Source organism: Paenibacillus sp. FSL H8-0175, assembly GCF_045040615.1.
GTDB classification, from domain to species: Bacteria; Bacillota; Bacilli; order Paenibacillales; family Paenibacillaceae; genus Paenibacillus_AQ; species Paenibacillus_AQ odorifer.
The window spans coordinates 667,182-689,464 of sequence record NZ_CP150299.1; the positions used below are offsets into that span (position 1 = coordinate 667,182).

The window sequence follows — 22,283 nt, forward strand, 5'->3', positions numbered from 1 at the left end:
TGTATGCAGTGAGTCGCTATTGGCATGACCCCAAGGGCTGATTTAGTGACTTACCTGCGGAACCCAGCCTATGGAGCAGTCTCATTTTCTTTCTTGTTGATCCCTTTTCAGTATAATTTTGGCGGATAGGATTTGGAGAGACGGGGGATAATTTCTAGGAAACCTAATTCTGACAGGAGTGACTACTGTGGAGGAACGGCCAGCAGGTGGGAACAGCAATACGTCTCAAAAAAACACAAAATCTGAGCAGACTCTGAGTACGTCACTGGATGAAATGATGACTTTGTTTAGAGACATATTCAAGAACGATGGAACGCTTAGAATCAGAGTGTTTAGCAACATGTTTAGTGATAGTCTTCGCTTTGGATTAGTCTATGTTGACGGAATGGTTGACAAACATATGATCCAAGAGGGGATTATCAAGCCCGTCATGGCATTTGATTTTACCGAAAAGGATTGTGGCAATAAAGCCGAGCTGATGGAGAACATCCGGACGCAGGTCATTAGTATTAGCGATGTGGTTGCCTCTGAGAATTTTGATGAAATGATCTATGCGATTATAGCTGGCAAGACCTTACTGTTGATGGACGGTTATGCCGGTGTTCTGAACATTGGTGCACAGGGTTGGGAGACAAAAGCTCTTGCGGAACCGGTGACCGAAAAAAGTGTCAAAGGTCCAAGGGAGGGATTTACGGAATCACTGTTAGTAAATCTCACTCTTATTCGGCGCAGGGTACAAGATTCCGAGTTGAAATTTGTTTTTAGTTCACTGGGAACACGGTCCAAAACACCGATATGTATCTGTTACATGGAGGGGTTAGCATCACCGGCTATTCTCAAAGAATTACAGAATCGAATGGAACAGATTGACATAGATCTTATTCTAGATACGGCATCTCTGGCGGAATTAATTAGAGACGAGCCCTATTCGCCCTTTGAAATGACAGGAAGTACAGAGCGCCCGGATGCTGTAGTCAGTAACATGATGGAGGGCAGAGTTGCCGTGCTCATTGAAGGCAGCCCGTTTGCAATGACTGTCCCCTATGTATTTGTAGAGAATTTTCAAGCCAGCTCGGATTATTACATTAACTTTTATTTTGGTTCCTTCAATCGAATGTTGAGAGTTTTTGGAGCTTTTTTGTCGATCAGTATACCTGCTCTTTACGTAGCTTTAGTTACCTATAGCCAGGAAATGATCCCAACCATGTTGTTGCTCAGTATTTCTACAGCAAGAGTAGCAGTCCCTTTTCCTACAATAGTAGAAGCGTTATTCATGTTAACTATATTTGAAATATTAAGAGAGGCGGGTGAGCGGATACCTACCTATATAGGACAGGCTATCAGTATCGTAGGCGCTCTCGTGTTAGGACAAGCAGCAGTGGAGGCTAGAATAGTTAGTGCTCCAATGATTATTGTAGTCGGTTTAACAGGAATCATGACGCTACTTAACCCTAGGTTGACCGGTCCTTTAATTATCGTAAGAACATTGCTGCTGGGTGCGAGTTTTTTTCTAGGGATATACGGTTATTTTCTTGGAATGCTTGGTTTAGTAGTTCATTTGATGAGTCTGCGTAGTTTTGGGGTTCCATACATGCTTGGAGTAGGCTCAATCCGTCCTCAGGACATTAAAGATACAGCGATCAGGGCGCCGTGGTGGCATATGTATCTGCGTCCGGCGTTAATTGGGGCACGAAATATGAGGAGAAAAGGTTCCAATAAAATAAGGAGAAGACCATGAGCAAGCTGAAAAGGATACTTCTGATTGTTACATCCATGATGCTTCTGATCTGCAATACAGGCTGCTGGAACTACTTTGAAATTGACGATATGTCGATTGTTGCCGGGGTCGCGATTGATAAGGGGAAAAAAGACGGTCAGTTATTGGTGACAACAGAGATTGTAGATACGAAGGAAGGAATGAAATCAAGTCAGGCTGGCTTCAAAATGATCACGCTCGCGGGCGAGACCATGTTTGATATTGTGAGGGGAATGATCTCGATCACTGGAAAAAAGTTATTTTGGAGCCATTCTAAGGCGATTATCCTTAGTGAGGAGATTGCAAGGGAGGGAGTCACCAAAGTAATAGATTGGTACAACAGGGATACGGAAACCCGATCGGATGTGTATATTTTTGTCGCTAAAGAGAAGTCGGCTCAAGAAATCATAAGTCTCAGCAGTTCGACTGAGAGTATTATGTCCTATGCACTTGCACAGCAGATGAGGACTGAGAAAAATGTAAGTACAGCGCCGGTTGTGGAAATTTGGGACTTCATAGATAAGCTCGAGGCTTCTGGTGAATATGCCATCGCTCCATTAATTTATGTTCATGAACAAAATAAGACGAAGAATGCACGAGTTAGCGGAACAGCTATTTTCAGGATGGATAAAATGATCGGTATGATCAGTGGCGAAGAAACGAAATACATGTTGTTTGCCAACAATCAAATCGAGGGAGGTGTGTTAATCGTAAAGGATGAAAGTGGAGAACCTGCCTTTTCCCTCGAAATTTTATCCAATCGTACAAAAATAAAACCTGTATGGATAAACGGTAAGCTCCAAATAAAGCTTAATACACTGACACACGCAGGACTGGACGAGGTTAAATCTTCGGGGGAATTCAATAATCTGGACAGCAAGAAGACTATAGAAAGGTGGGCTGAAAAAGAACTGGAGGAGCAGATTCTCTCCGTTATTCATAAGGTTCAGAAGGATTACCATGCAGATATTTTTGGATTTGGAGAGCTTCTTCATGAGAAAATGCCACGGACCTGGGAGAAAATCGAGAAAAACTGGGGGAAGGAATTTTCCAACGTAGAGATAGTAGTGAATTCCAAGGTGATTATCGAGAGCAGTGCACAAACGTCAAGGTCTATCAAGATTCATCAAAAATAGGTGATAAAATTGGTTGTTGTGGTCATATTTATCTATGCGGTAATTGTTTTGAGTGATCTTTATGGTCTATGGAAACAGGGGATGAAGCGGGATTTTTATGTTTCTTCCGCACTATGTCTGGTATCATTCTGTATTGCTTTTGCATTGGCAATGAGATGGTCACTCCCTAGTCCTTCACCATACCTAGAACACTGGATTAAGATGCTATTTTAGGTGACAAGCCTAAAGGGAGAATAGAGTATGAACAAAGAGATCGTATCAACAGGGCATGCTATTAGTATTGCTGTCTTGTTTATTATGGGGACTTCAATATTTATGGGTGTGCCGGGAGAATCCGGTAACAGTAACTGGATCGCCGTATTATTAGCCATGGTACTGGTGGTCCCACTGCTGCTGATATATGCCAGACTACACATCTTATTACCAGGCAAGGATCTATTTGATATGTTGATTACCGTGTTTGGAGGCGTCTTGGGTCGAATCATTTCTTGTCTCTATATTTGGTATACCTTTCATCTAGGGACACTAATTCTTAGGGTTTTTGGAGAATTCAGTAGATCCGTTACTTTAACCGAAACACCAATGATAGCACCTATGGCATGTCTTGGACTGTTGTGTATATGGATAGTTAAGGCTGGGATTGAAGTGCTGGGGAGAAGTTCTAAGCTTCTATTACTGTTCGCAATATTTGTTAATCTAGTCATTGTCACCTTAGCTTTTTCCAAAATGGAATATCATCACCTACTTCCGCTGTTGGATAAAGGCTGGAAGCCATTATTTAACGATACGCTGGGCACATTTTCTTTTCCATTTGCAGAGGTTGTAGTCTTTCTGGGGGTATTCGGTAATTTATCGAAGAAGAGCTCAGCGAAGAAGGTATTATTTGGTGGCGTAGCGATTGCTGGGGCAATTATTATTATGGCTACACTACGGAACCTATTGATGCTGGGTCCTGAGGTCTTGTCTAGTTTATATTTTCCGGCTTATGTGTCTGCAGGGCGTATTAATGTAGGAGATTTTTTGACCCGAATTGAAGCGTCATCGGCAGTGGCTTTTGTAATCACAACATTTATAAAAGGAAGTTTATGCCTTTACGTATCTTGCATTGGAGTAGCTAAAGTATTCAAGCTCAAGAGTTACCGCTCCGTTGTGCTTCAGATGGGACTACTCATGATCTATTTTGCGGATTTTGTGTACAAGGATATTATGGAAATGTACTATTTCTCTTACCATATTTATAAAATATACGCCTTTCCTTTCCAGGTGATTATTCCGTTGATATTATGGATTTGCGCTGAAATTGTTGTGAGCCGAGGTAAAAATAAACAGATAACGCCGCAGTCGCAGCAATAGCTCTAAATAGGAGGATACAGGTGTCTCGTGAGCCATAAAAGGTGGCTGTTGGGATGCTTGTGTCCTTTTTGTTACGAGTAATTAGGTGAAATCCCACATTCGGAATCTTAGCGGAGCGCATAGTTGTTATTGATTAGCGTCCTCTGAGTCCGTAAGTTTCAGGAGAGGGCGATGATGCTATAATGATAGATACATAGAATAGAGGTTACTTTTTTTGAGAACAGGGGAGCTGATCCATCATTGAATACATATATTCTTATATATGATAGCTTTGTGCAGTTTGAGGTTACATTGGCAGCTTATTTTATGAAAACAAAGGGTGAGGTTTATACCTTAGGTTTGGAAGATAAGGCGTTAATCTCCTGCGAGGGTTTTTCTGTTAATCCATCCGTATTGGTTGAAAATGTGGACGTTAGCACCATAGATTTATTGATTATCCCTGGTGGGGAAACAGATAATTTAATAGGGCAGGAGGCTCTATTAGATTTAATCAGAAGCCTGAATCGAGCAGGCAAAGTCATCGCGGGCATTTGCGGTGGGGTATCCATTCTTAAGGCAGCCGGAGTACTGGATGGTAAGGTTTATGTGGACAATGAATCCGGCGTATCTAACGTCGTTGTCGATGGAACAATCATTACCGCTAAGCCGAATGGATATGTAGATTTTGCGCTTGAAATTGGGCGAGTAATGAGTATCTATAAAGATGAGGCAGATTTGCAAGAAACGATAGATTTCTTTAAACATTTTAAATCCGTTTAAGGAGTAGAAGAGGGGAAACATGTATGAACGTTAGCAATATCATTATGTCCTCTTATTGGGGTAGAGAGGTTAAACATAAATATATCACCCAAGGTTCCAAAGCGCTGGCTGTTATTTTTCCGGGTAAAAATTATTCAGCTGATCGCTCTCTGCTGGATTATGCGGCTAAAGCTGCCCGGGAGCATAATTGTGATGTTCTGCTTTTAGAATATGGTTACCAGAGTGCTAGGGTGGATTTCAAGCGTGAAGAAATGAGTATTATCATTGAGGAATGTAAAGCCGTGATTGCTTCTCTGCCGGATTATAAGAGGTTTCTTTTTATAAGTAAAAGCATGGGAGCTGTTATTGCAGGTAGAATAGCTGAAGAGCTAGAAATACAGAAGAAGACGTCTCATCTATATATCACCCCGTTGCCTGAGGCGGTGCCGCTGATTCAGCGGAGTCGGGGGACTGTAATTTATGGTGGCAGTGACCCCTTATTTGGTGAAGAGCATTCGGGTGAAATTAGTGGGCTGAATCATTTGAAGGTGTATAGAATCGATGATGCCAATCATTCGCTGGAGGTAGGCAGTGTCAACGAGTCACTAGCAATACTGCTGGTCATCATTAATTTCTATCATGAATTTTTCCGGGATGCTTTAAATTAATAACTTTAGGAGATGATGAGTGTGATTTTGGAAGCTGCGATGCTGCAAGTGAAGCCTGGTTTGACTACTGAATTTGAGCAAAGCTTCAAGGAGGCATCAAGCTTAATCTCCTCGATAGAAGGTTATATGGGCCATGAATTACAACATTGCTTGGAGGATGATCATAAGTATCTGTTGCTGGTGAAGTGGAGAACGCTTGAAGACCACACTGTTGGTTTTAGAGAATCCAGCCAATATCAGGAATGGAAAGCACTCCTTCACCATTACTACGACCCATTTCCGGTAGTTGAGCATTTTACCCGCATTAATCTGGACTAAATGGAGGATACCGAATGAAGGCCAAGCTTGTTGGGGAAGGCAGAACAGCGGAGATCTGGCAGCATGACGATCAGAGGATTCTTAAATTGTATCGGGAGGATATAGCAGAGCAACACGTCAGCCGGGAATATAAAATCAGCCAGTTTGTACATGCGCGGGGTGTTCGGACCCCCCAGCCTTTTGAGCTTATTTCTGAACAGAATCGACAAGGTATCGTTTTTCAACAAATTCAGGGTCCCTCTTTACTAAAGGTGATGGGTGAGAAGCCTTGGAAAGTTACCCAATATGCCAGGCTGATGGCGGGGCTTCATTGTGATTTACATAAGCTTGAAACTACAGAGGAAATCGGCCAGCAAAAGGATATGCTGAAAAGTCAGATCATGGTTGCCCCTATGCTGAGCGAAGAGGAAAAATCCGTCATTTTGAAGTATCTGGAGAAGCTGCCGGAAGGCACTCGTTTATGTCATGGGGATTTTCATCCCGACAATGTGCTTATGGATGAACAGCTCTGGGTGATCGACTGGATGACGGGTGTAGTGGGAGAACCTGCTGGAGATGCTGCGCGTTCCGTAGTGATGTTCAGTTTGGGAGCTATGCCTCCGGGAGCTTCGGCCTTCTCCAAATTAATGTTAGGTTTTATAAGAAAAAGATTAACTAAGGGATACATTCAAGAGTATCTCAGATTATCAGGACACACTTATGAGGACGTAGACCGCTGGATTTTGCCGATCGCTGCCGCACGTCTGGTGGAGGGGCTTTCGCCTCCAGAGAAGGAGCTGCTGGTAAAAGAAGTTCGTAAACGTCTACACACCTTAGCCGCAGAGGTAAGCTGATCATGGCACAAAAACGGAGGCGTATTCTATGACTACCTATATAGCGCTGCTGCGTGGAATTAACGTCGGCGGGAACAAAATTATTAAAATGTTGGACCTGAAGGCGATGTTTCAGTCTCTTGGATTTGCAAATGTACGAACGTATATTCAGAGTGGAAATGTCGTTTTTGAGAGTGATGAAGGTTCGGTAAGCCTGCTTAGAGGAGTCATTGAACGTCAGATTCGTGAGGTTTTTGGATTCGAGGTCTCTGTTATTATCCGTACTTTAGCAGAAATGGAGAATGTGATCGCTAACGATCCCTTTCAGCTGTCCGAGCCAGAGGAATTCAAAAGATGGTATGTTACTTTTTTACCAGCCGAGCCTTCAGGGGAAGCATTGGATAAACTGTGCACTTATGAGAATGGACCGGATAAAGTGCGTTTTGTCGGCAGAGAGATGTATATATTATATGAGGTCAGTGTGAGCCAATCATCGCTTTTTAAAGTCCCTTTTGACAAAATACTCGGGATGCCCATTACCGCACGCAACTGGAACACGGTGAATAAGCTTGTTGCCATAGGCAAGATGGAATAACATAGTTTGGATTGAACAGGGTACCGAAAGGCTCCACATTGTGGGGTCTTTTTTGCGTTCCGGCAGCCTCATTTATTCAGCAAACATTCAGCTTGCACTCATTGAGAGTTAAGGTATGGATGAAATAATACACCTACGGAAAGCTTGGGCCGGAGTTACAGAACTGCCGGCATATAGAATGATCAAGGGATAGGAGTGAAATGGAGATGAGTTTTGCTAGAAAAATAAGCTCGGATCTTATACTGTGGCTCATTTTAATACTCGCTGCTTTTTTGTACGGTTATGGAGTTTGGAATGACCACTATGTGAATACATACTACACCACTGCCGTGGGAAGTATGCTGCAAAACTTTCATAATTTCTTCTTCGCTTCACTCGACTCTGCAGGTTCAGTCACGGTGGATAAACCACCGGTCACCTTTTGGATTCAGACTCTTAGCGCACTCATTTTCGGGCTGCATGGCTGGAGTGTAATTTTACCTCAGGCGCTTGGGGGCGTGGGCTCCGTGTTGCTCGTATACCTTCTGGTAAAACCTACCTTTGGTAAAGCAGCAGCTCGTTTAGCAGCGCTGGCCATGGCAACAACTCCAGTAGCGGCGGCTGTTAGCCGGACGAATAACATTGATGCTTTGTTAGTATTCACGTTACTGTTGGCGGTTTGGTTTTTATTTAAAGGAACGAAGAGTAATAAGCTGGGCAGTCTCCTTGCCGCATTCGCTTTAATCGGTGTTGGGTTTAATGAAAAGATGTTGCAGGCTTATATGGTATTGCCGGCTTTTTATCTCTTTTATGTCTTGGCTGCGAAAGTGAACTGGAAGCGAAAAACTGGAGTATTAGCGGCCTCGACAGCTATATTACTCGTGGTCTCGTTATCCTGGGCAGTGATAGTGGATTCGATTCCCGCTAGTAAACGACCTTATATCGGCAGCAGCGGTACTAACTCCGTGCTCAATCTTGCCTTTGGTTATAATGGTGTCGCGCGATTGACGGGTGATCGGGGGACAGGTGGTGGCGGAGGTGGAATGCCTTCAATGAATGGTGGTGAGATGCCGAACATGAATGGCGAGATGCCAGCTATGAACGGTGAAAGACCCGCTATGAACGGGGCAGATGCTGAAAATGGTACGGATAGCGGACGTGGAGCATTTTCGGGTCGGCAAGGCATAAATTCAACCTCAGACAGTCAAAATGGCACCGATGATGGAGGTTCTCCAGGGCAACCACCCGGCGGTGGAACAGATAATCAAAACCGGCAATTTGGTGGTGAAGGTGGGGGCCAAGGACAACGCGGCGGCATGAATGGCGGCGGTGGAGGAATGTTCAATACTGGAACCGCAGGTCCACTGCGCCTGTTCCAATCAGAGCTGTCAGGTCAGGCAAGCTGGCTGCTGCCTTTTGTATTGTTTGGTTGTATTGGATTATTCGCTAATCTGCGGAGAAGGAACTTTACGCAAGGGCATAAAGAAGCTCTATTCTGGTTAGCATGGCTGGTGCCGGTGATGGGATTCTTCAGTATTGCGGGATTCTTCCATCAATATTATCTGGTGATGATGGCTCCGCCGATAGCCGCGCTGGTCGGTGCAGGCTGGTCAAAGCTCTGGAGTCTGTATCGCGAGCACTCTGGTTGGCTGTCATGGCTATTGCCAGTTGCAACGCTGGTTACAGCAGCTTTTCAGTGGTACATTATTCATCCTTATGACGATACGATTGGCAGTGGCTGGTCGATTGGTATTCTGGCTGCCGGTATAGTTGTTTCTCTGGTGCTGGTCGTTCTTAAAGGCAAACAGAAGCCATTTGTTTTCTCGGCAAGTATTGTTGCTGTACTAGTATTGTTAATTGGCCCGCTCTACTGGGCAGCTACCCCAATTACTTATGGCCTGAACAGTCAAACCCCTGAAGCAGGACCAGGTAGCAGTGAGGGCAGAGGAGGAATGGGCGGCAATTCTAGCAACTTTGGACGTAATAGCGCCACAAGTGCGAACGAGAGTCTGTTGTCCTATCTGGAGGAAAATAATACTGGGGAGCCTTATCTGTTTGCCGTATTGGATTATGGCACAGCAGCTCCTTATATCGTCGATAAGGGGGCATCGGTTGTTATTCTGAACGGTTTTTCCAATTCGGACACAGTATATACCACAGATACCCTAGAGGCGTTAGTAAAGAGTGGAAAGGTGAAATACTTCCTGCTGAGCAGCGGCGGTATGGGGGGGGGACGTGGAGGGAACTCTACGCTCTCTACCTGGATTACCGACAATGGTACAGAGGTTCCAGCAGCGGATTGGGCAGGAAATGACGCTGGCAACAGCGGAACGTTATACAAAGTTACAGTTAACTAGTTCAGTTCAGTGTTTGAGGATACGAAGCGTGCTAATACATTTACAGGCACGCTTCAGCATTTAAATAAAAGGAGGAGCTGCTCATGAGTATCAACGTGCGCTATTCCATTATTATACCGATGTTTAATGAAGAGGCAGTCATTCAGGAAACGTATCGTCGTATTAAAAAAGTGATGGCAATGACGGAGGAAGTGTATGAGCTGATCTTCGTGAATGACGGCAGCACCGACAACTGTGCCCAGATGATCGAGGAATATAGCTACTGGGATGAGAGTGTGAAGCTGATCGATTTGTCACGTAACTTTGGACATCAGATCGCTATTACTGCCGGAATGGACTATGCCCTTGGGGATGCAGTTGTCATTATTGATGCTGATTTGCAAGACCCGCCTGAGCTGATCTTGGACATGATTGCGGAATGGAAGAAGGGGTATGAAGTTGTATATGCTAAGCGGGTGAAGCGAAACGGTGAATCCCTATTCAAAAAGTGGACGGCCAGCCTCTTTTATAGAATTCTGCGTTATTCAACCGATATTTCTATCCCTGTGGATACGGGTGATTTTCGGCTTATAGATCGTAGGGTCTGCGAAGAGCTCAAACGTCTACCGGAGAAAAACCGTTTCGTGCGCGGACTGGTCAGTTGGGTTGGTTTCCGTCAGAAGGCGATTGAATATGAACGGGATGAACGTCTGGCGGGGGAAACTAAATATCCACTAAAACGTATGATCAAGCTCTCTTTAGACGGAATCACCTCCTTTTCCTATAAGCCGCTGAAGCTGGCAGGATATTTGGGCGCACTGCTGTCGGCTTCTGGTTTTCTGTACCTTATGTATGTTTTGTACCTGGTGATTTTTACAGACTCAGTTGTTAAGGGTTGGGCTTCGATGATTGGAATTACGCTGACCTTCAACGGATTTGTACTCATTATACTAGGAATACTAGGTGAGTATGTCGGCCGGATTTATGACGAAACTAAGGGACGTCCGCTTTATATTGTCCAAGAGTTCTATGAAGGTAAGGGGCAGCAAAAGAACATTCGTGAGCACCCTGTGACCCATCTCCGTAAATAAACTGCAAGGGAGGGATTCATGATGAAGATTAGAAAAGCTGTCATTCCCGCCGCGGGCTTAGGCACTCGTTTCCTGCCTGCCACTAAGGCTCAGCCAAAAGAAATGCTGCCCATTGTGGATAAACCAGCGATTCAATATATCGTAGAAGAAGCCGTCCGCTCTGGTATTGAAAGTATTATCATCGTGACCGGCCGCAATAAGAAGTCGATTGAAGATCATTTTGATAAATCGGTGGAGCTGGAGCAGACGCTTTTGGAAAAAGGGAAAGAGGATCTACTTCGTGAAGTCGAGCTAATCAGTGAGCTAGCGAGCATCCATTACATTAGGCAAAAAGAGCCGCTGGGACTAGGCCATGCCATCCTTTGTGCGGAACAATTTATCGGTGATGAACCTTTTGCTGTTTTGCTTGGTGACGATATTATGGTTTCGGAGGACCCGGCGCTGCTGCAGATGATGAGATTGTATGAGCAAGAGGAGCAGACTATCGTCGGTGTGCAGCAGGTGCCACGGCAGGAGGTTAACAAATATGGGATTATAGCCTCCAGCGGCTCACTAAATGGAGTTCATGAAGTAAAAGGATTGGTAGAGAAGCCCTCGCCTGAAACAGCACCTTCAGAATACGCCATTATGGGGCGATACATTTTGGAGCCTTCGATATTCTCAGTGCTGGCTAACCTCAAACGTGGAGCGGGCGGTGAATATCAACTGACGGATGCTTTGCACGAGGTATGCCGGCAAGAAGGATTGCTGGCGCTGGATTTAATCGGCAAACGTTATGATATTGGTGATAAATTTGGTTACATTAAAGCCACGCTGGAGGTAGGTTTGATGCGGGAGGATTTGCGCCCATTATTGGTTCCGTATTTGCAGGAGCTGGCTGCTAGTCTTAAGGGAAGAGAAGAAGAAGTGGATTCCTTGCATTGGAGTATACACAGTTGAGGGAGAGGAACTGTTTCAAACGATCATAACATCGGCTTCGGCGGTGGGATGAGGTTTTGAAGCAGTTTTTTTGCGTGTGGTGTTCAAAGGACGGTGAGGGACGAGCAAATAAGTGTACTTTATACAATTAAAAGTATGGGGGGACAGCTGCAAATCGATTTAGTTGTACTTGATACATCTATATCTTTACATTTTAGCTAGAATGCTCAGTTAGCCTGTTTTTAGTTGCATAAAATACACTTAAAACAGCCGTGTGGGTGTTATTGTATGAAATAGCTGCATCAAGTGCAGTTATTTTTAAATTTCGTAACTTGTTTCTCCTGGGTGACGAAAAAATCCGAAAGACCGATTCCTAAGAATCATCCTCCGGATTTATGTTTTGAGTATAGATTAAGCTTTCAGCACATCATGATCAACGTAACGCGCACCATTTAACTCGCTAATTACATTAATAGCTACCTTCGCACCATCGCCTGCGGTAATAATGGCATGTACACTTACTCCAGCAACAGTACCAGCTGCCCAAATGCCTGCGATATTCGTTTTGCCTTCAGCATCAACGGCTACTACAGTTTTGATTCTTGGCTCTGTACCATCCTTAATCTCCACACCAGCTTTGACAGCTAGATCTGTAAGGGCGCCTGTGGCAAGAATGACATGTTTTGCTTCATAGATAATTCCATCTTCAGTTTCAATGACAAAACCATTGCCGCTGGAGGTGAGGTTGATAGCCTGTTCGGAAACCAGCTCAGCGCCAAATTTAACGGCTTGCTTATGCCCGGTTTCTACCAGCTCAGGACCACCTACTTCGGAAATTCCATAAAAGTTCTCAAACCAACCTCTGCGGGTCATGCCCTTATCGTTGTCGATCAGCAGCGTTTTTTTGCCCGCCTTGGCGGCGAACAGGGCTGCGCTTGCACCGGCAGGACCGGCGCCAATTACGGCGATTTCGTACATGTATTTACCTCCTAAAAGTTTTGTGGAGCGATGCTCCTTAGAATGGACTACATAGCAAAACTGGCAACGAAAGCATACGCTTAAGTTTTGTGGAGCGATGCTCCAGTTCCTCTTAATTATAACGGTTGTTACTCTTCCTTGGCTAATCCTTCCTCGCAAGGCAGGCTAACCGTAAACGTTGTCCCCTCGCCAACGGTGCTATTTACACTAATCTTGCCGTGATGTGCCTCGACAATAGATTTTGTGATGGAGAGACCCAACCCTGATCCGCCGTATTTACGTGTGCGAGAGGAGTCACTGCGGTAGAATCGATCAAAGATATGTGGGATGTGCTCTCCGGGAATTCCGTAGCCATTATCCCGCACGCTTAATAGAGCTTGATTTCCTTCCGCTTGCAAAGAGAGATGAATGCTCCCTGTCGTGGCATTGGTATGCTGAACTGCATTGTGGAACAGATTCAGAATCACCTGCTTGAGCTTATAGGGATCATATTTACCACGGATGCCATAGGAGATATCAAATGTAACTTTACGTTGATCCGCGAGCAAAAGCAGATGCGGCTTCATTTCGTGAATTACCTCGCTGAGAATCAGATCAGTCATCTGCAGCTGTGGAGCTCCATCCATTCGAGCGAGCAGTAGCAGATCCTCGACCAGCTTGTTGATCCGTTTCGATTCACCATGCATGCTTCGCAACGAGTTATATAACTGTTCTTTATTATCGGCGGCGCCCCGCAGCAAGACCTCAAGAAAACCGTGTATTGAGGTAAGCGGAGTTCTAAGCTCGTGGGAAGCATCGGCAGCGAACCTGCGCATCTGCTCTTTGGCCTCCCGTTCATTATGAAAGGATATTTCGAGACGTTCGAGCATACCATTGAATGAATGAGCAAGCTTGTCGATCTCGGCTTGTCCTTGGTCAACTGGAAACCGAATGTCCAAATTACCGGCATTAATGATCTCAGCCGATTCTCCCATATTAGATAGAGGAACTAACGTCTTTCGCAGGGCCGGTAAGTATAGGAATAATCCAGTCAATAAAGCAATCACTGACAAACCTGCGTAGATCAGCAGCTGCTGCATTATCACATCCGTCAATGGCCCCGTGCTCACACTCATTTGCAGCAGCAATCTAGTATTTCCAGGCCTATAAAGATTCATGAATATGGCTAGATGTTCAGTGCCGTCTTCAGCTTGGATGAGCTTGTAATTTCCTGTTGCCCTATCCGTGGTGTGAATCAGCAGCGCATCGTATTGCTCATTGGTCAGCCTGGGTGCAGCTATATCTGAGAGGGTTAATTGCTGTAAATCCCTGAAGGTGCCATCCGAGCTGTACATGGCGAGAGTTGTATGGGCATCAAGCAGAAGCGGGCGCCGGTTCTCGCCAGTTCGCAGCCCACTTGGCATTTTATTCATGTCTTCTCTTTCCAACGGGAAATTGCTGTTAAACTCGTTGTTCGTGTCATTTATGCCTGTGCTATCCTCGTCATAGGAATTGAAAAAGTTAAAAAACATCTCACGGGGGACAGAACGTATTTGCGCTTCCATAGACTCGGCTCTATTGCTGTATATAAAATCTCGCATAAGGATATATTGTAAGACTCCAATTAGCAACAGCAATCCTGATAGAATAAGCAGCGATGTGGCAAGCAGCTGTTTACGCAAGGAACGTGGTGCAGGCAGTCTGCGAAGCCATCTGAAGATGGGAGTGCTCATAGATCCACCCGGTAGCCTGCGCCCCGCAGGGTACGGATAATACGGTGCTCCTTATCTCCGAGCTTCTCACGAAGCGAACGGATATAGACCTCAACAATATTTTCCTCACCGCCAAAATCATAGCCCCACACTTTATCAAGAATCATAGGCTTGCTGAGTACAAGGCCGTGATTGATAACGAGATACTGTAATAACTCGTATTCCGTAGGGGAGAGTTCAAGTACTTCCTCCCTGAAGCGAATTTCCTTTCGCCGACTGTCAATTCGGAAAGGACCGCAGCGGACCTCACCTAGCAGCCCCGGAAACTGATTCCGCAGCCGCGCTTGGATCCGCGCTAGTAATTCATCAAAGCTGAAGGGCTTGACCATATAGTCGTCAGCACCAATAGATAGTCCTTTTACGCGATCATCCACTTCGTCTTTTGCAGTAAGCATGATGACAGCTACCTCTGTCTCTTCTGAGCGCAGATAGTGACATACCTCGAATCCATCCATACCCGGCATCATCACATCCAGGATAGCTACATGGGGCTTGAATTCAGCTGCAATCGAAATGGCGCTTAGCCCGTCCGACGCGGTTCGTACTTCAAAACCTTCGTTAAGGAGACCCAGCTCCAGGAACTGTAATATATGAGGCTCATCATCTACGAGCAGAAGTCGAACTCCTTGTACTGCTTTCATCATAGGTTCCTCCAAATCGGTGATAGATAGCTTCATTATGCCATATCCGGTTGAATGTTTGCTGAAGACCGAATGATTCTTTTTCTAGAATAAATGAGTGAATTTCTTTCACATGGCTTTAAATTGGTTAATCTAGTTATAAGGAATATTAAGGTGTTTAATGACAAACAGGGTTAAAAATTCCGGATTTTCGGAATTGCGATAAAGGGTTTTGACGAAGAATATAGAACACTTTACAATAAGGATAATCTCCTGATTCAGGCTCCTGATTTTGGAGAATGCTCTCCCTATTTTAGGTTAGATCATCCGAACGTGTAAAATTTCCTTCCTCGTTTTTTCAACTTTGTCATCTTCCTATCAAGGCTCATTTCTTTCTGGTGTATTTCTTTTCTAATTCACTTCTTTTTGGAATTCTGTTCATTCATCCTAGGTTTGCTGAACTTTATATTACCCATAAGTCAAGGGAGGCTTTTCCATGAAGAAAAAAGAAATGGTAGCCATGCTATTGGCTGGAGGCCAAGGCAAAAGATTGAAAGGTTTAACCAAATCGCTTGCCAAGCCCGCTGTCTATTTTGGGGGCACTTATCGGATCATCGACTTTCCTTTAAGTAACTGCTCCAACTCGGGTATTGATACTGTTGGTGTATTGACACAGTATGAGCCACTTATACTACATTCTTACATCGGAGTAGGCAGTGATTGGGATTTGAACCGTAAGAATGGTGGAGTATTCGTATTGCCACCGCATGAACGTGAGAATGGAAGCAGCTGGTATCGGGGAACAGCCGATGCGATTTATCGAAATCTTAAATTTGTAGATCAGTTCGACCCCGAGCATGTTCTTATTCTATCCGGTGATCACATTTATAAAATGGATTATCATGCTATGCTGCAATACCACAAGGAGAGAAACGCAGATTGCACGATTTCTGTGATTGACGTTCCGCTGGAGGAAGCAAGTCGATTTGGAATCTTAAATACGGAGGACGATCTGAAAATTTACGAATTTGAAGAGAAGCCTGCACAGCCAAAAAGCACGCTAGCTTCTATGGGTGTGTACATCTTTAAATGGGAAATTCTCCGCAAGCATTTGCTGGAGGACGGAGAGAATATAGGGTCATCTCACGATTTTGGTAAGGATATCATCCCTTTGATGCTGGAAGACGGGAACTCTTTATTTGCGTACCCTTTTGAAGGGTATTGGAGAGACGTTGGTACGGTAGCAAGCCTGTGGGAAGCGAATATGGATTTACTGAGCGATAATCCACCGCTTAATCTAAATGATCCCAGCTGGCGCATATTTACACGTAATCCGAATCAACCTGCCCAATATGTCGCACCTGGGGCGAAAGTGTCAGGATGCATTATTAATGAAGGCTGCATTGTGCATGGTGAAGTGAAGCACTCGGTTCTTTTTTATGGCGTAGAGGTAGGTGAAGGCAGTGTGATTACGGACTCCGTAATTATGCCTAAGGTTAAGATTGGTAAGAACGTACGCATTCATAAAGCGATTATTAGTGAGAATACGGTAATCGACGATTATATGGAAATAGGCATCGAGCGGGAGAACGAGAACGAAATTTTGCTGATCGACAATAAAAGCAAGAAACGTAAATCAGCTGTGGCCAAAACCATATAATCAAGCTAAAACGCCTTCGGCGTCCTTCTAGGGACGGTAAGCGTTTATGCGAGATTTATAAGGATAAAGTATATAGTGAAACTTATACTTTCTTATAAATTATAAGAGGACGGTGGATTCCGATGAAGCAACTCATGGGTGTAATTAATCTGGATCATGAACTCGATAAACTAAATGAACTCACTTATTTCCGCTGTGGCGCAGCCGTACCTTTTGCCAGTCGTTATCGGTTGATAGATTTCGTGCTTTCCAATATGATGCGTGCGGATCTGGAGAGCGTGGGCCTGTTTGTTCGCCGTAAATACCGTTCTTTAATGGACCATTTGGGTGACGGGAAATCTTGGGATATGAATCGCAAGCATGGGGGACTATTTATTTTGCCTCCGGACTGGAATGATCCCACCGATACTTCTCTTGGCGACCTTCAGCATTATCATAATAATCTGGATCTTTTTAAACGGGGATCTGCTAAATATATTGTGTTTTCCGGCAGCCAGCATATTAATACTATCGATCTCCAGGACTTGTACAGCTACCATTTGGAGAAGGGTGCCGATGTTACAGTAGTATACAAAAAAATAGAGCAATTGCAGCCAGAGCATGAGTTATGCCAGCGTATTGAAGTGGACGAAGAGAATAATGTGACCAATATCCATCATGAGAAGGATCATCCCAATTTATATCTCGATATCTTCATTATGGAGAAAAAACTGTTCCTGGAGCAGGTGGAACATTGCATTGCACATGGGGAGAGTTACTTTTTCCGTGATGTCATTCAGAAAAACCGCCATAAATTCAAAATCGCTGCTTATGAGTATCATGGCTATCATGCCGTAATTAATTCATTGGAAAGCTATTATAAGAATAGTCTGGAGCTGCTTCAGCAGGAGAATTACTTTAGTCTGTTCAAAGAAAGTCCAGTGCAGACGAAGATTAAATATGAGGCTCCTACCCGATATTTAGAGAGCGCAAATGTCAGCAATTCACTGGTGGCTAACGGCTGCATTATAGCTGGAACGGTGGAGAACAGCGTGATCTTTCGTGGGGTTCAGGTACGTAAAGGAGCGAAGATCATCAACTCTGTAATTATGCAGAAGTGCATTATAGAGGAAGATGCTGTTATTGAGAATGTGATCATGGATAAGGACGTACATTTAAGTAAGAATCGAATTCTCGTCGGGGATAGTAAACGTCCATTTGTCATCGCCAAGAGCAGCAAAATATAAACCAACTGGATTAGATGAAACGAAACAGTATAACCTATCTGATCTACAGGCATAGTCTAATGCATCCCTAAAAAAAGCTTTTGTCAGGAGGAACCTGCTGTTGTTTAACGATAAAGAAACTTTCAAACAGGTGTTTCGCGAGACGCTCATCAGTAAATTGGGCAAACCTTTGGAGGAAGCCTCGAATGCTGATGTCTATAAAATATTAGGCAACATGATTCGCGAGAATGCCGGGAAAAATTGGGCGGATACCAATCAAAAGTACAAGACGGATAAGGATAAGCAGGTATACTATTTTTCTATGGAGTTTCTGATCGGAAGACTTCTGGGGAACAATCTGCTGAATATGGGCGTGCTGGAGGTCGTGCGTGAGGGATTGGCCGATCTTGGTTTCTCGCTGCAGGATATTGAGGAGGTAGAAGCCGACGCTGGGCTTGGCAATGGAGGACTTGGACGTCTAGCTGCTTGTTTCTTGGATTCACTGGCCTCCCTGCAATATGCGGGGCATGGTTGCGGTATACGTTATAAATACGGCCTGTTTGAGCAGAAAATCGTTGACGGGTATCAGGTGGAACTGCCCGATTACTGGCTGCAAAATGATAATGTATGGGAAGTGCGTCGTGAAGACAAGCAGGTAGAAGTAAGGTTCTGGGGCGTGATTGAGACTCGCGAGGAGAACGGGCGGCTTGTCTTTGAGCATAGTCAATATGAGGCCGTTCGTGCAGTTCCGTATGATGTGCCTATCATTGGTGCAGATCGGCGGCATGTGAATACACTGCGCAACTGGAGCGCGGAGTCCATCACCCAGCCTACCAGAACCTTTGGCTCTTTTGCCGGATCAGACTATCATAAATTCCTGGAATATAAGCGTTCCGTAGAATCCATCTCGGAGTTCCTGTATCCGGATGACTCTCAATACGAAGGCAAGCTGTTGCGGTTGAAGCAGCAATACTTCCTCTGCAGCGCTGGCCTGCAAAGTATTCTGCGAACCTTTGGAAAGCTTGGACTCCCTATACAATCGCTGCCCGACAAGGTTGCACTTCATATCAATGATACACATCCGACGCTTGTAATTCCTGAATTGCTGCGGATTCTGATGGATGTACATGGATTAGGATGGGATGAGGCGTGGAGTATTACAACTCGTATGGTGTCCTATACAAATCATACGATTTTGAGCGAAGCCCTGGAGAAATGGCCTATTCAAATGGTCAGGGACTTGCTTCCACGTATTTTTCTTATCATTGAAGAGATTAATGCCCGCTTCTGCGGCGAGCTGATGAGTCGTTATCCCGGCGATCAGGACCGGATTTCACAGATGGCGATTATTCATGACGATCAGGTTCGCATGGCCCATCTGGCGATTGTGGCGAGCCATAGTGTCAATGGGGTAGCGGCGTTGCATACAGAAATATTGATGAAACGCGAAATGCGGCTCTTTAATGAAATGTACCCGCACCGCTTCAATAATAAGACGAATGGGATTACTCACCGGCGCTGGCTGATGCATGCCAATCCGGATCTGGCTAACCTTATCAATCAATCGATAGGAACCCGCTGGATGAGCCATCCGCAAGAGATGATTGGCTTGATTAAATATTGTGAGGATGCATCCTTCCAGGAACAAGTGGCCAGCATTAAACGGCGGAATAAGCTCAAGTTGGCTGAATACATCTACAGCAAGCATTCGGTACATGTAGACCCCGACTCTATTTTTGATGTTCAGGTGAAGCGCCTGCATGCTTATAAGCGGCAGCTGCTAAATATTTTGCATATTCTGCATATGTACAACCAAATCAAAGATAATCCTTCGATGGATATGGTACCGCGCACGTTTATATTCGGAGCAAAGGCGGCGCCAAGCTATCATTTGGCGAAACGAATTATCAAGCTGATCAATACTGTGGCGGAGGCTGTCAACAAAGATCCGGATGTTAAAGGCAAGATTCGTATCTTTTTCCTTGAGAATTATTCGGTATCCTTGGCCGAGAAGATCATTCCTGCTGCGGATATTAGTGAACAGATTTCTACAGCGAGTAAAGAGGCTTCCGGTACGGGGAATATGAAGTTTATGATGAACGGTGCATTAACCGTAGGTACGATGGACGGCGCTAACGTGGAAATGCATGAGATGGTAGGGGACAACAATATGTTCCTGTTCGGTCTTCGTGCTGAGCAGGTAATGGATTATTATCAGCATGGCGGCTATCACGCACGTGATATCTACAATGGGGATAGCCGTGTGAAGGAAGTATTGGATCAGTTGGTTAATCCGGGACCTATATGCTGTCATGGTGCGGAGTTTGAGACTATTTTCCATTCTCTTTTGGATAATAACGATGAATTCTTTGTGCTTAAGGATTTCGCAAGTTATGTCGAGACTCATGTCGAGATTGACCGGGCATACCGCAACCGTCAGGAGTGGCTGAAAAAGTCTATTATAAATATTGGTCATTCCGGTAAATTCTCAAGTGATAACACGATTAGCCGCTACGCGGCGGAGATTTGGAATATCAGTCCGGTACGGCTATAGGCTCAACAAGAATAGGCTGTCTTATAAGTAGGAGATTCCTACAAATGAGACAGCCTATTTCTTATGCTCTATAGAGCTGCTTTAGATAACTTCCGATACCAGGGCTGCGAACCGCTCCAGGAACCGGCGTTCCTCATCATCAAAACGATCTTTCAGCGGACTGTCGATATCGAGTACGCCAAGCAAACGATCATCCTTGATCAGCGGGACGACAATTTCGCTGTTTGAAGCGGCGTCACAGGCGATATGTCCCGGGAATGCATGCACATCTCCTACTACTAACGTGCGTCGTTCCGCAGCAGCCGTTCCGCAGACTCCACGAGATAACGGGATACGGATGCAGGCAGGAAGACCTTGGAAAGGCCCGAGCACAAGCTCCTTGCCATCAAATAAATAAAAACCGGCCCAATTCGTATCCGGCATAGCGTGTTTAAGCAGTGCCGAAGCATTGGCCAGGTTGGCCGTTGCACTTGGTTCGTCCTTTACTAATGCTTCTAGTTGGATTAGAACCGCTTCAAACTGCTCGTTGCGTGTTCCATCGTAAGGCATAGCTTGAAACATGAAGCATCACCTTCCTGTACTTTAAATTCAAATATCAACTCATAACTGTAATTATCAACATAGTACAGCTAGACATGATACGTCAAGCGACAATACCAATCTGTAACAATATGGAATCTTCCATGAAGTCCATGAAATGCGGAACAGCCACAATAATGTTTCCGGGGATCGGTCAGAGGGTAATGCTAGTATAAATACCGAAGGCTATATAGCCGGAAGAGGTGGAATATGCGCGCTGATGTACAGAACTTGTTCATAGGAATTCATATGCTTTATTGTGCACGGGATAAAGATGTGACGATCTCAGAGATGCTGCTCGGACTTGAAGATCTGGGGTATCGTGTAGGAGAACGCGAAGTGAAACAGGAATTGGAAAAGCTGACACTGGACAACTTTCTGACTGCCCATACCGAAGGGTACAGTATTACGGGGACTGGAATTGAAGAGTTCAAGGATATTCGAGCCAAACTTCAGGTGTTATGCAGTGAAGTTATTCATGAAGCGGAATGAAATCATTGTAGTTAAGTTTAATAAAAAGACGTCTGCATTTAGGGAGTGTTTGCTCCCTGCTGCAGACGTCTTTTTACGTTAACGCGTAGAATTTGTTCTTTTCAATGTTAAAGAATTTAGAACTTTTATCTTAAGGATATACTCTTGAATGATGTATAATTGATAAGTTGAAGGGGGGCAGAGACTTGTATATCTGCAATGGAGTGATACCCACACTGGTCGGCAGTAGAGTGAAGCTGTGTGCTATGACTACTGAACATGCTTCAGCATTATATCAGGTCTGGTCTCATCCAGAGGTCACCCGCTGGCTGGGGGCTCCAGCATTATCCTCTATCGAAGAGACTAAGCAACTGATTGCATTTTTATCACAGATGGCTCAGGAAGAGGACAGCTTACGCTGGAGTATTGTAGGACCCGGAGGTGAAGTTATAGGGAGCTGCGGGTATAACTATTGGCAGTTACAGGGAGCTTACCGCGGGGAAATTGGCTGCGATCTGGCGCCTGCCTTTTGGGGGCTTGGATATATGAAAGAAGCGCTTGGTTTAGTGCTCGACTTCGGCTTTAATAGGATGGGGCTGAATCGGATAGAAGCGCTGTGTCATCCTGATAATAATCGTGCGGAGAGGCTGGTTCAAACGCTCGGCTTTCAGAAGGAAGGTATATTACGTCAATATCGTCAGACACCTTCCGGCTTTCAGGATGTGACTCTACATGCGCTTCTGCGTGGGGAATGGCAATGATTTT

Annotated in this window: 20 protein-coding genes; 16 read left to right on the forward strand and 4 right to left on the reverse strand. The window is 44.8% G+C overall.

Annotated features, from left to right (window positions below):
- Positions 1-187 precede the first annotated feature (187 nt).
- The 11 genes from MHH46_RS02955 (at position 188) to galU (ending at position 11,721) form a co-directional block, all read left to right on the forward strand.
- Complete coding sequence (locus MHH46_RS02955) at positions 188-1,738, forward strand: spore germination protein (protein WP_139330151.1); 1,551 nt, start codon at positions 188-190, stop codon at positions 1,736-1,738.
- Positions 1,735-2,892, forward strand: coding sequence for a Ger(x)C family spore germination protein (locus MHH46_RS02960; RefSeq protein ID WP_076193734.1), 1,158 nt, complete (start codon positions 1,735-1,737; stop codon positions 2,890-2,892). Before MHH46_RS02955 ends, MHH46_RS02960 begins: the two co-directional genes overlap by 4 nt.
- 240 nt (positions 2,893-3,132) lie before the next feature.
- On the forward strand, positions 3,133-4,245 hold the full coding sequence (locus tag MHH46_RS02965; RefSeq protein WP_076193738.1) for an endospore germination permease: 1,113 nt from the start codon (positions 3,133-3,135) through the stop codon (positions 4,243-4,245).
- Positions 4,246-4,485: 240 nt separating this feature from the next.
- On the forward strand, positions 4,486-5,004 hold the full coding sequence (locus tag MHH46_RS02970; protein ID WP_076124426.1) for a DJ-1/PfpI family protein: 519 nt from the start codon (positions 4,486-4,488) through the stop codon (positions 5,002-5,004).
- Between the two features lie 23 nt (positions 5,005-5,027).
- A complete protein-coding gene (locus MHH46_RS02975; protein WP_076138393.1) occupies positions 5,028-5,651 on the forward strand; it encodes a hypothetical protein in 624 nt (207 codons plus the stop codon).
- A 21-nt stretch (positions 5,652-5,672) separates the two neighbouring features.
- Positions 5,673-5,969, forward strand: a complete 297-nt coding sequence (locus tag MHH46_RS02980; protein ID WP_036676767.1) for an antibiotic biosynthesis monooxygenase — start codon at positions 5,673-5,675, stop codon at positions 5,967-5,969.
- A 14-nt stretch (positions 5,970-5,983) separates the two neighbouring features.
- Complete coding sequence (locus MHH46_RS02985; RefSeq protein WP_076186267.1) at positions 5,984-6,802, forward strand: phosphotransferase family protein; 819 nt, start codon at positions 5,984-5,986, stop codon at positions 6,800-6,802.
- 28 nt (positions 6,803-6,830) lie between these two features.
- Entirely contained in the window at positions 6,831-7,376 is a 546-nt protein-coding gene (locus tag MHH46_RS02990) for a DUF1697 domain-containing protein (RefSeq protein ID WP_076193740.1), read from the forward strand.
- Between the two features lie 206 nt (positions 7,377-7,582).
- Positions 7,583-9,712, forward strand: a complete 2,130-nt coding sequence (locus MHH46_RS02995) for a glycosyltransferase family 39 protein (RefSeq protein WP_076193742.1) — start codon at positions 7,583-7,585, stop codon at positions 9,710-9,712.
- 83 nt (positions 9,713-9,795) lie between these two features.
- The gene (locus MHH46_RS03000; protein WP_076193744.1) at positions 9,796-10,782 is read left to right on the forward strand and encodes a glycosyltransferase family 2 protein; all 987 of its coding nucleotides are present in this window, start codon (positions 9,796-9,798) and stop codon (positions 10,780-10,782) included.
- Between the two features lie 18 nt (positions 10,783-10,800).
- Positions 10,801-11,721 carry a UTP--glucose-1-phosphate uridylyltransferase GalU gene (gene galU, locus MHH46_RS03005; RefSeq protein ID WP_175618992.1) on the forward strand — a complete coding sequence of 307 codons (921 nt, stop codon included), beginning with the start codon at positions 10,801-10,803 and terminating at the stop codon, positions 11,719-11,721.
- Between the two features lie 390 nt (positions 11,722-12,111).
- Here galU and MHH46_RS03010 read toward each other — a convergent pair whose 3' ends face one another.
- The 3 genes from MHH46_RS03010 to MHH46_RS03020 all read right to left on the reverse strand — a co-directional run bounded on the left by MHH46_RS03010 (position 12,112) and on the right by MHH46_RS03020 (position 15,070).
- Positions 12,112-12,678, reverse strand: coding sequence for an FAD-dependent oxidoreductase (locus tag MHH46_RS03010; RefSeq protein WP_076193748.1), 567 nt, complete (start codon positions 12,676-12,678; stop codon positions 12,112-12,114).
- A 128-nt stretch (positions 12,679-12,806) separates the two neighbouring features.
- The gene (locus MHH46_RS03015) at positions 12,807-14,390 is read right to left on the reverse strand and encodes a cell wall metabolism sensor histidine kinase WalK (RefSeq protein ID WP_076186276.1); all 1,584 of its coding nucleotides are present in this window, start codon (positions 14,388-14,390) and stop codon (positions 12,807-12,809) included.
- Positions 14,387-15,070, reverse strand: a complete 684-nt coding sequence (locus MHH46_RS03020) for a response regulator transcription factor (protein ID WP_038568592.1) — start codon at positions 15,068-15,070, stop codon at positions 14,387-14,389. The genes MHH46_RS03015 and MHH46_RS03020 overlap by 4 nt, the downstream gene beginning before the upstream one ends.
- 475 nt (positions 15,071-15,545) lie before the next feature.
- Here MHH46_RS03020 and MHH46_RS03025 point away from each other — a divergent pair, with 475 nt between their 5' ends.
- From MHH46_RS03025 to MHH46_RS03035, 3 genes are all read left to right on the forward strand, one after another.
- Positions 15,546-16,709, forward strand: a complete 1,164-nt coding sequence (locus tag MHH46_RS03025) for a glucose-1-phosphate adenylyltransferase (RefSeq protein WP_038568594.1) — start codon at positions 15,546-15,548, stop codon at positions 16,707-16,709.
- Between the two features lie 122 nt (positions 16,710-16,831).
- On the forward strand, positions 16,832-17,935 hold the full coding sequence (glgD, locus tag MHH46_RS03030) for a glucose-1-phosphate adenylyltransferase subunit GlgD (RefSeq protein ID WP_036676786.1): 1,104 nt from the start codon (positions 16,832-16,834) through the stop codon (positions 17,933-17,935).
- Positions 17,936-18,035: 100 nt separating this feature from the next.
- Positions 18,036-20,468 (forward strand): glycogen/starch/alpha-glucan phosphorylase, encoded by a 2,433-nt coding sequence (locus MHH46_RS03035; RefSeq protein WP_076193750.1) that lies wholly within the window; start codon positions 18,036-18,038, stop codon positions 20,466-20,468.
- Between the two features lie 81 nt (positions 20,469-20,549).
- Here the strand turns inward: MHH46_RS03035 and MHH46_RS03040 are convergent, their stop codons facing one another.
- A complete protein-coding gene (locus MHH46_RS03040) occupies positions 20,550-21,029 on the reverse strand; it encodes a GAF domain-containing protein (RefSeq protein ID WP_036676791.1) in 480 nt (159 codons plus the stop codon).
- A gap of 228 nt (positions 21,030-21,257) precedes the next feature.
- Between MHH46_RS03040 and MHH46_RS03045 the strand changes: the two genes are divergently transcribed.
- On the forward strand, positions 21,258-21,539 hold the full coding sequence (locus tag MHH46_RS03045; RefSeq protein WP_036676794.1) for a hypothetical protein: 282 nt from the start codon (positions 21,258-21,260) through the stop codon (positions 21,537-21,539).
- Between the two features lie 185 nt (positions 21,540-21,724).
- On the forward strand, positions 21,725-22,279 hold the full coding sequence (locus MHH46_RS03050) for a GNAT family N-acetyltransferase (RefSeq protein ID WP_076193752.1): 555 nt from the start codon (positions 21,725-21,727) through the stop codon (positions 22,277-22,279).
- The last annotated feature ends 4 nt before the right edge of the window (positions 22,280-22,283 follow it).

Coding starts and splice junctions, on each gene's coding strand:
- MHH46_RS02985 (WP_076186267.1), top strand. CDS start 5,984: ATGAAGGCCAAGCTTGTTGGGGAAGGCAGAACAGCGGAGATCTGGCAG.
- MHH46_RS03045 (WP_036676794.1), top strand. CDS start 21,258: ATGCGCGCTGATGTACAGAACTTGTTCATAGGAATTCATATGCTTTAT.
- MHH46_RS02975 (WP_076138393.1), top strand. CDS start 5,028: ATGAACGTTAGCAATATCATTATGTCCTCTTATTGGGGTAGAGAGGTT.
- MHH46_RS03040 (WP_036676791.1), bottom strand. CDS start 21,029: ATGTTTCAAGCTATGCCTTACGATGGAACACGCAACGAGCAGTTTGAA.
- MHH46_RS02960 (WP_076193734.1), top strand. CDS start 1,735: ATGAGCAAGCTGAAAAGGATACTTCTGATTGTTACATCCATGATGCTT.
- MHH46_RS03010 (WP_076193748.1), bottom strand. CDS start 12,678: ATGTACGAAATCGCCGTAATTGGCGCCGGTCCTGCCGGTGCAAGCGCA.
- MHH46_RS03015 (WP_076186276.1), bottom strand. CDS start 14,390: ATGAGCACTCCCATCTTCAGATGGCTTCGCAGACTGCCTGCACCACGT.
- MHH46_RS02965 (WP_076193738.1), top strand. CDS start 3,133: ATGAACAAAGAGATCGTATCAACAGGGCATGCTATTAGTATTGCTGTC.
- MHH46_RS02990 (WP_076193740.1), top strand. CDS start 6,831: ATGACTACCTATATAGCGCTGCTGCGTGGAATTAACGTCGGCGGGAAC.
- MHH46_RS03025 (WP_038568594.1), top strand. CDS start 15,546: ATGAAGAAAAAAGAAATGGTAGCCATGCTATTGGCTGGAGGCCAAGGC.
- glgD (WP_036676786.1), top strand. CDS start 16,832: ATGAAGCAACTCATGGGTGTAATTAATCTGGATCATGAACTCGATAAA.
- MHH46_RS02995 (WP_076193742.1), top strand. CDS start 7,583: ATGAGTTTTGCTAGAAAAATAAGCTCGGATCTTATACTGTGGCTCATT.
- MHH46_RS03020 (WP_038568592.1), bottom strand. CDS start 15,070: ATGAAAGCAGTACAAGGAGTTCGACTTCTGCTCGTAGATGATGAGCCT.
- galU (WP_175618992.1), top strand. CDS start 10,801: ATGATGAAGATTAGAAAAGCTGTCATTCCCGCCGCGGGCTTAGGCACT.
- MHH46_RS03000 (WP_076193744.1), top strand. CDS start 9,796: ATGAGTATCAACGTGCGCTATTCCATTATTATACCGATGTTTAATGAA.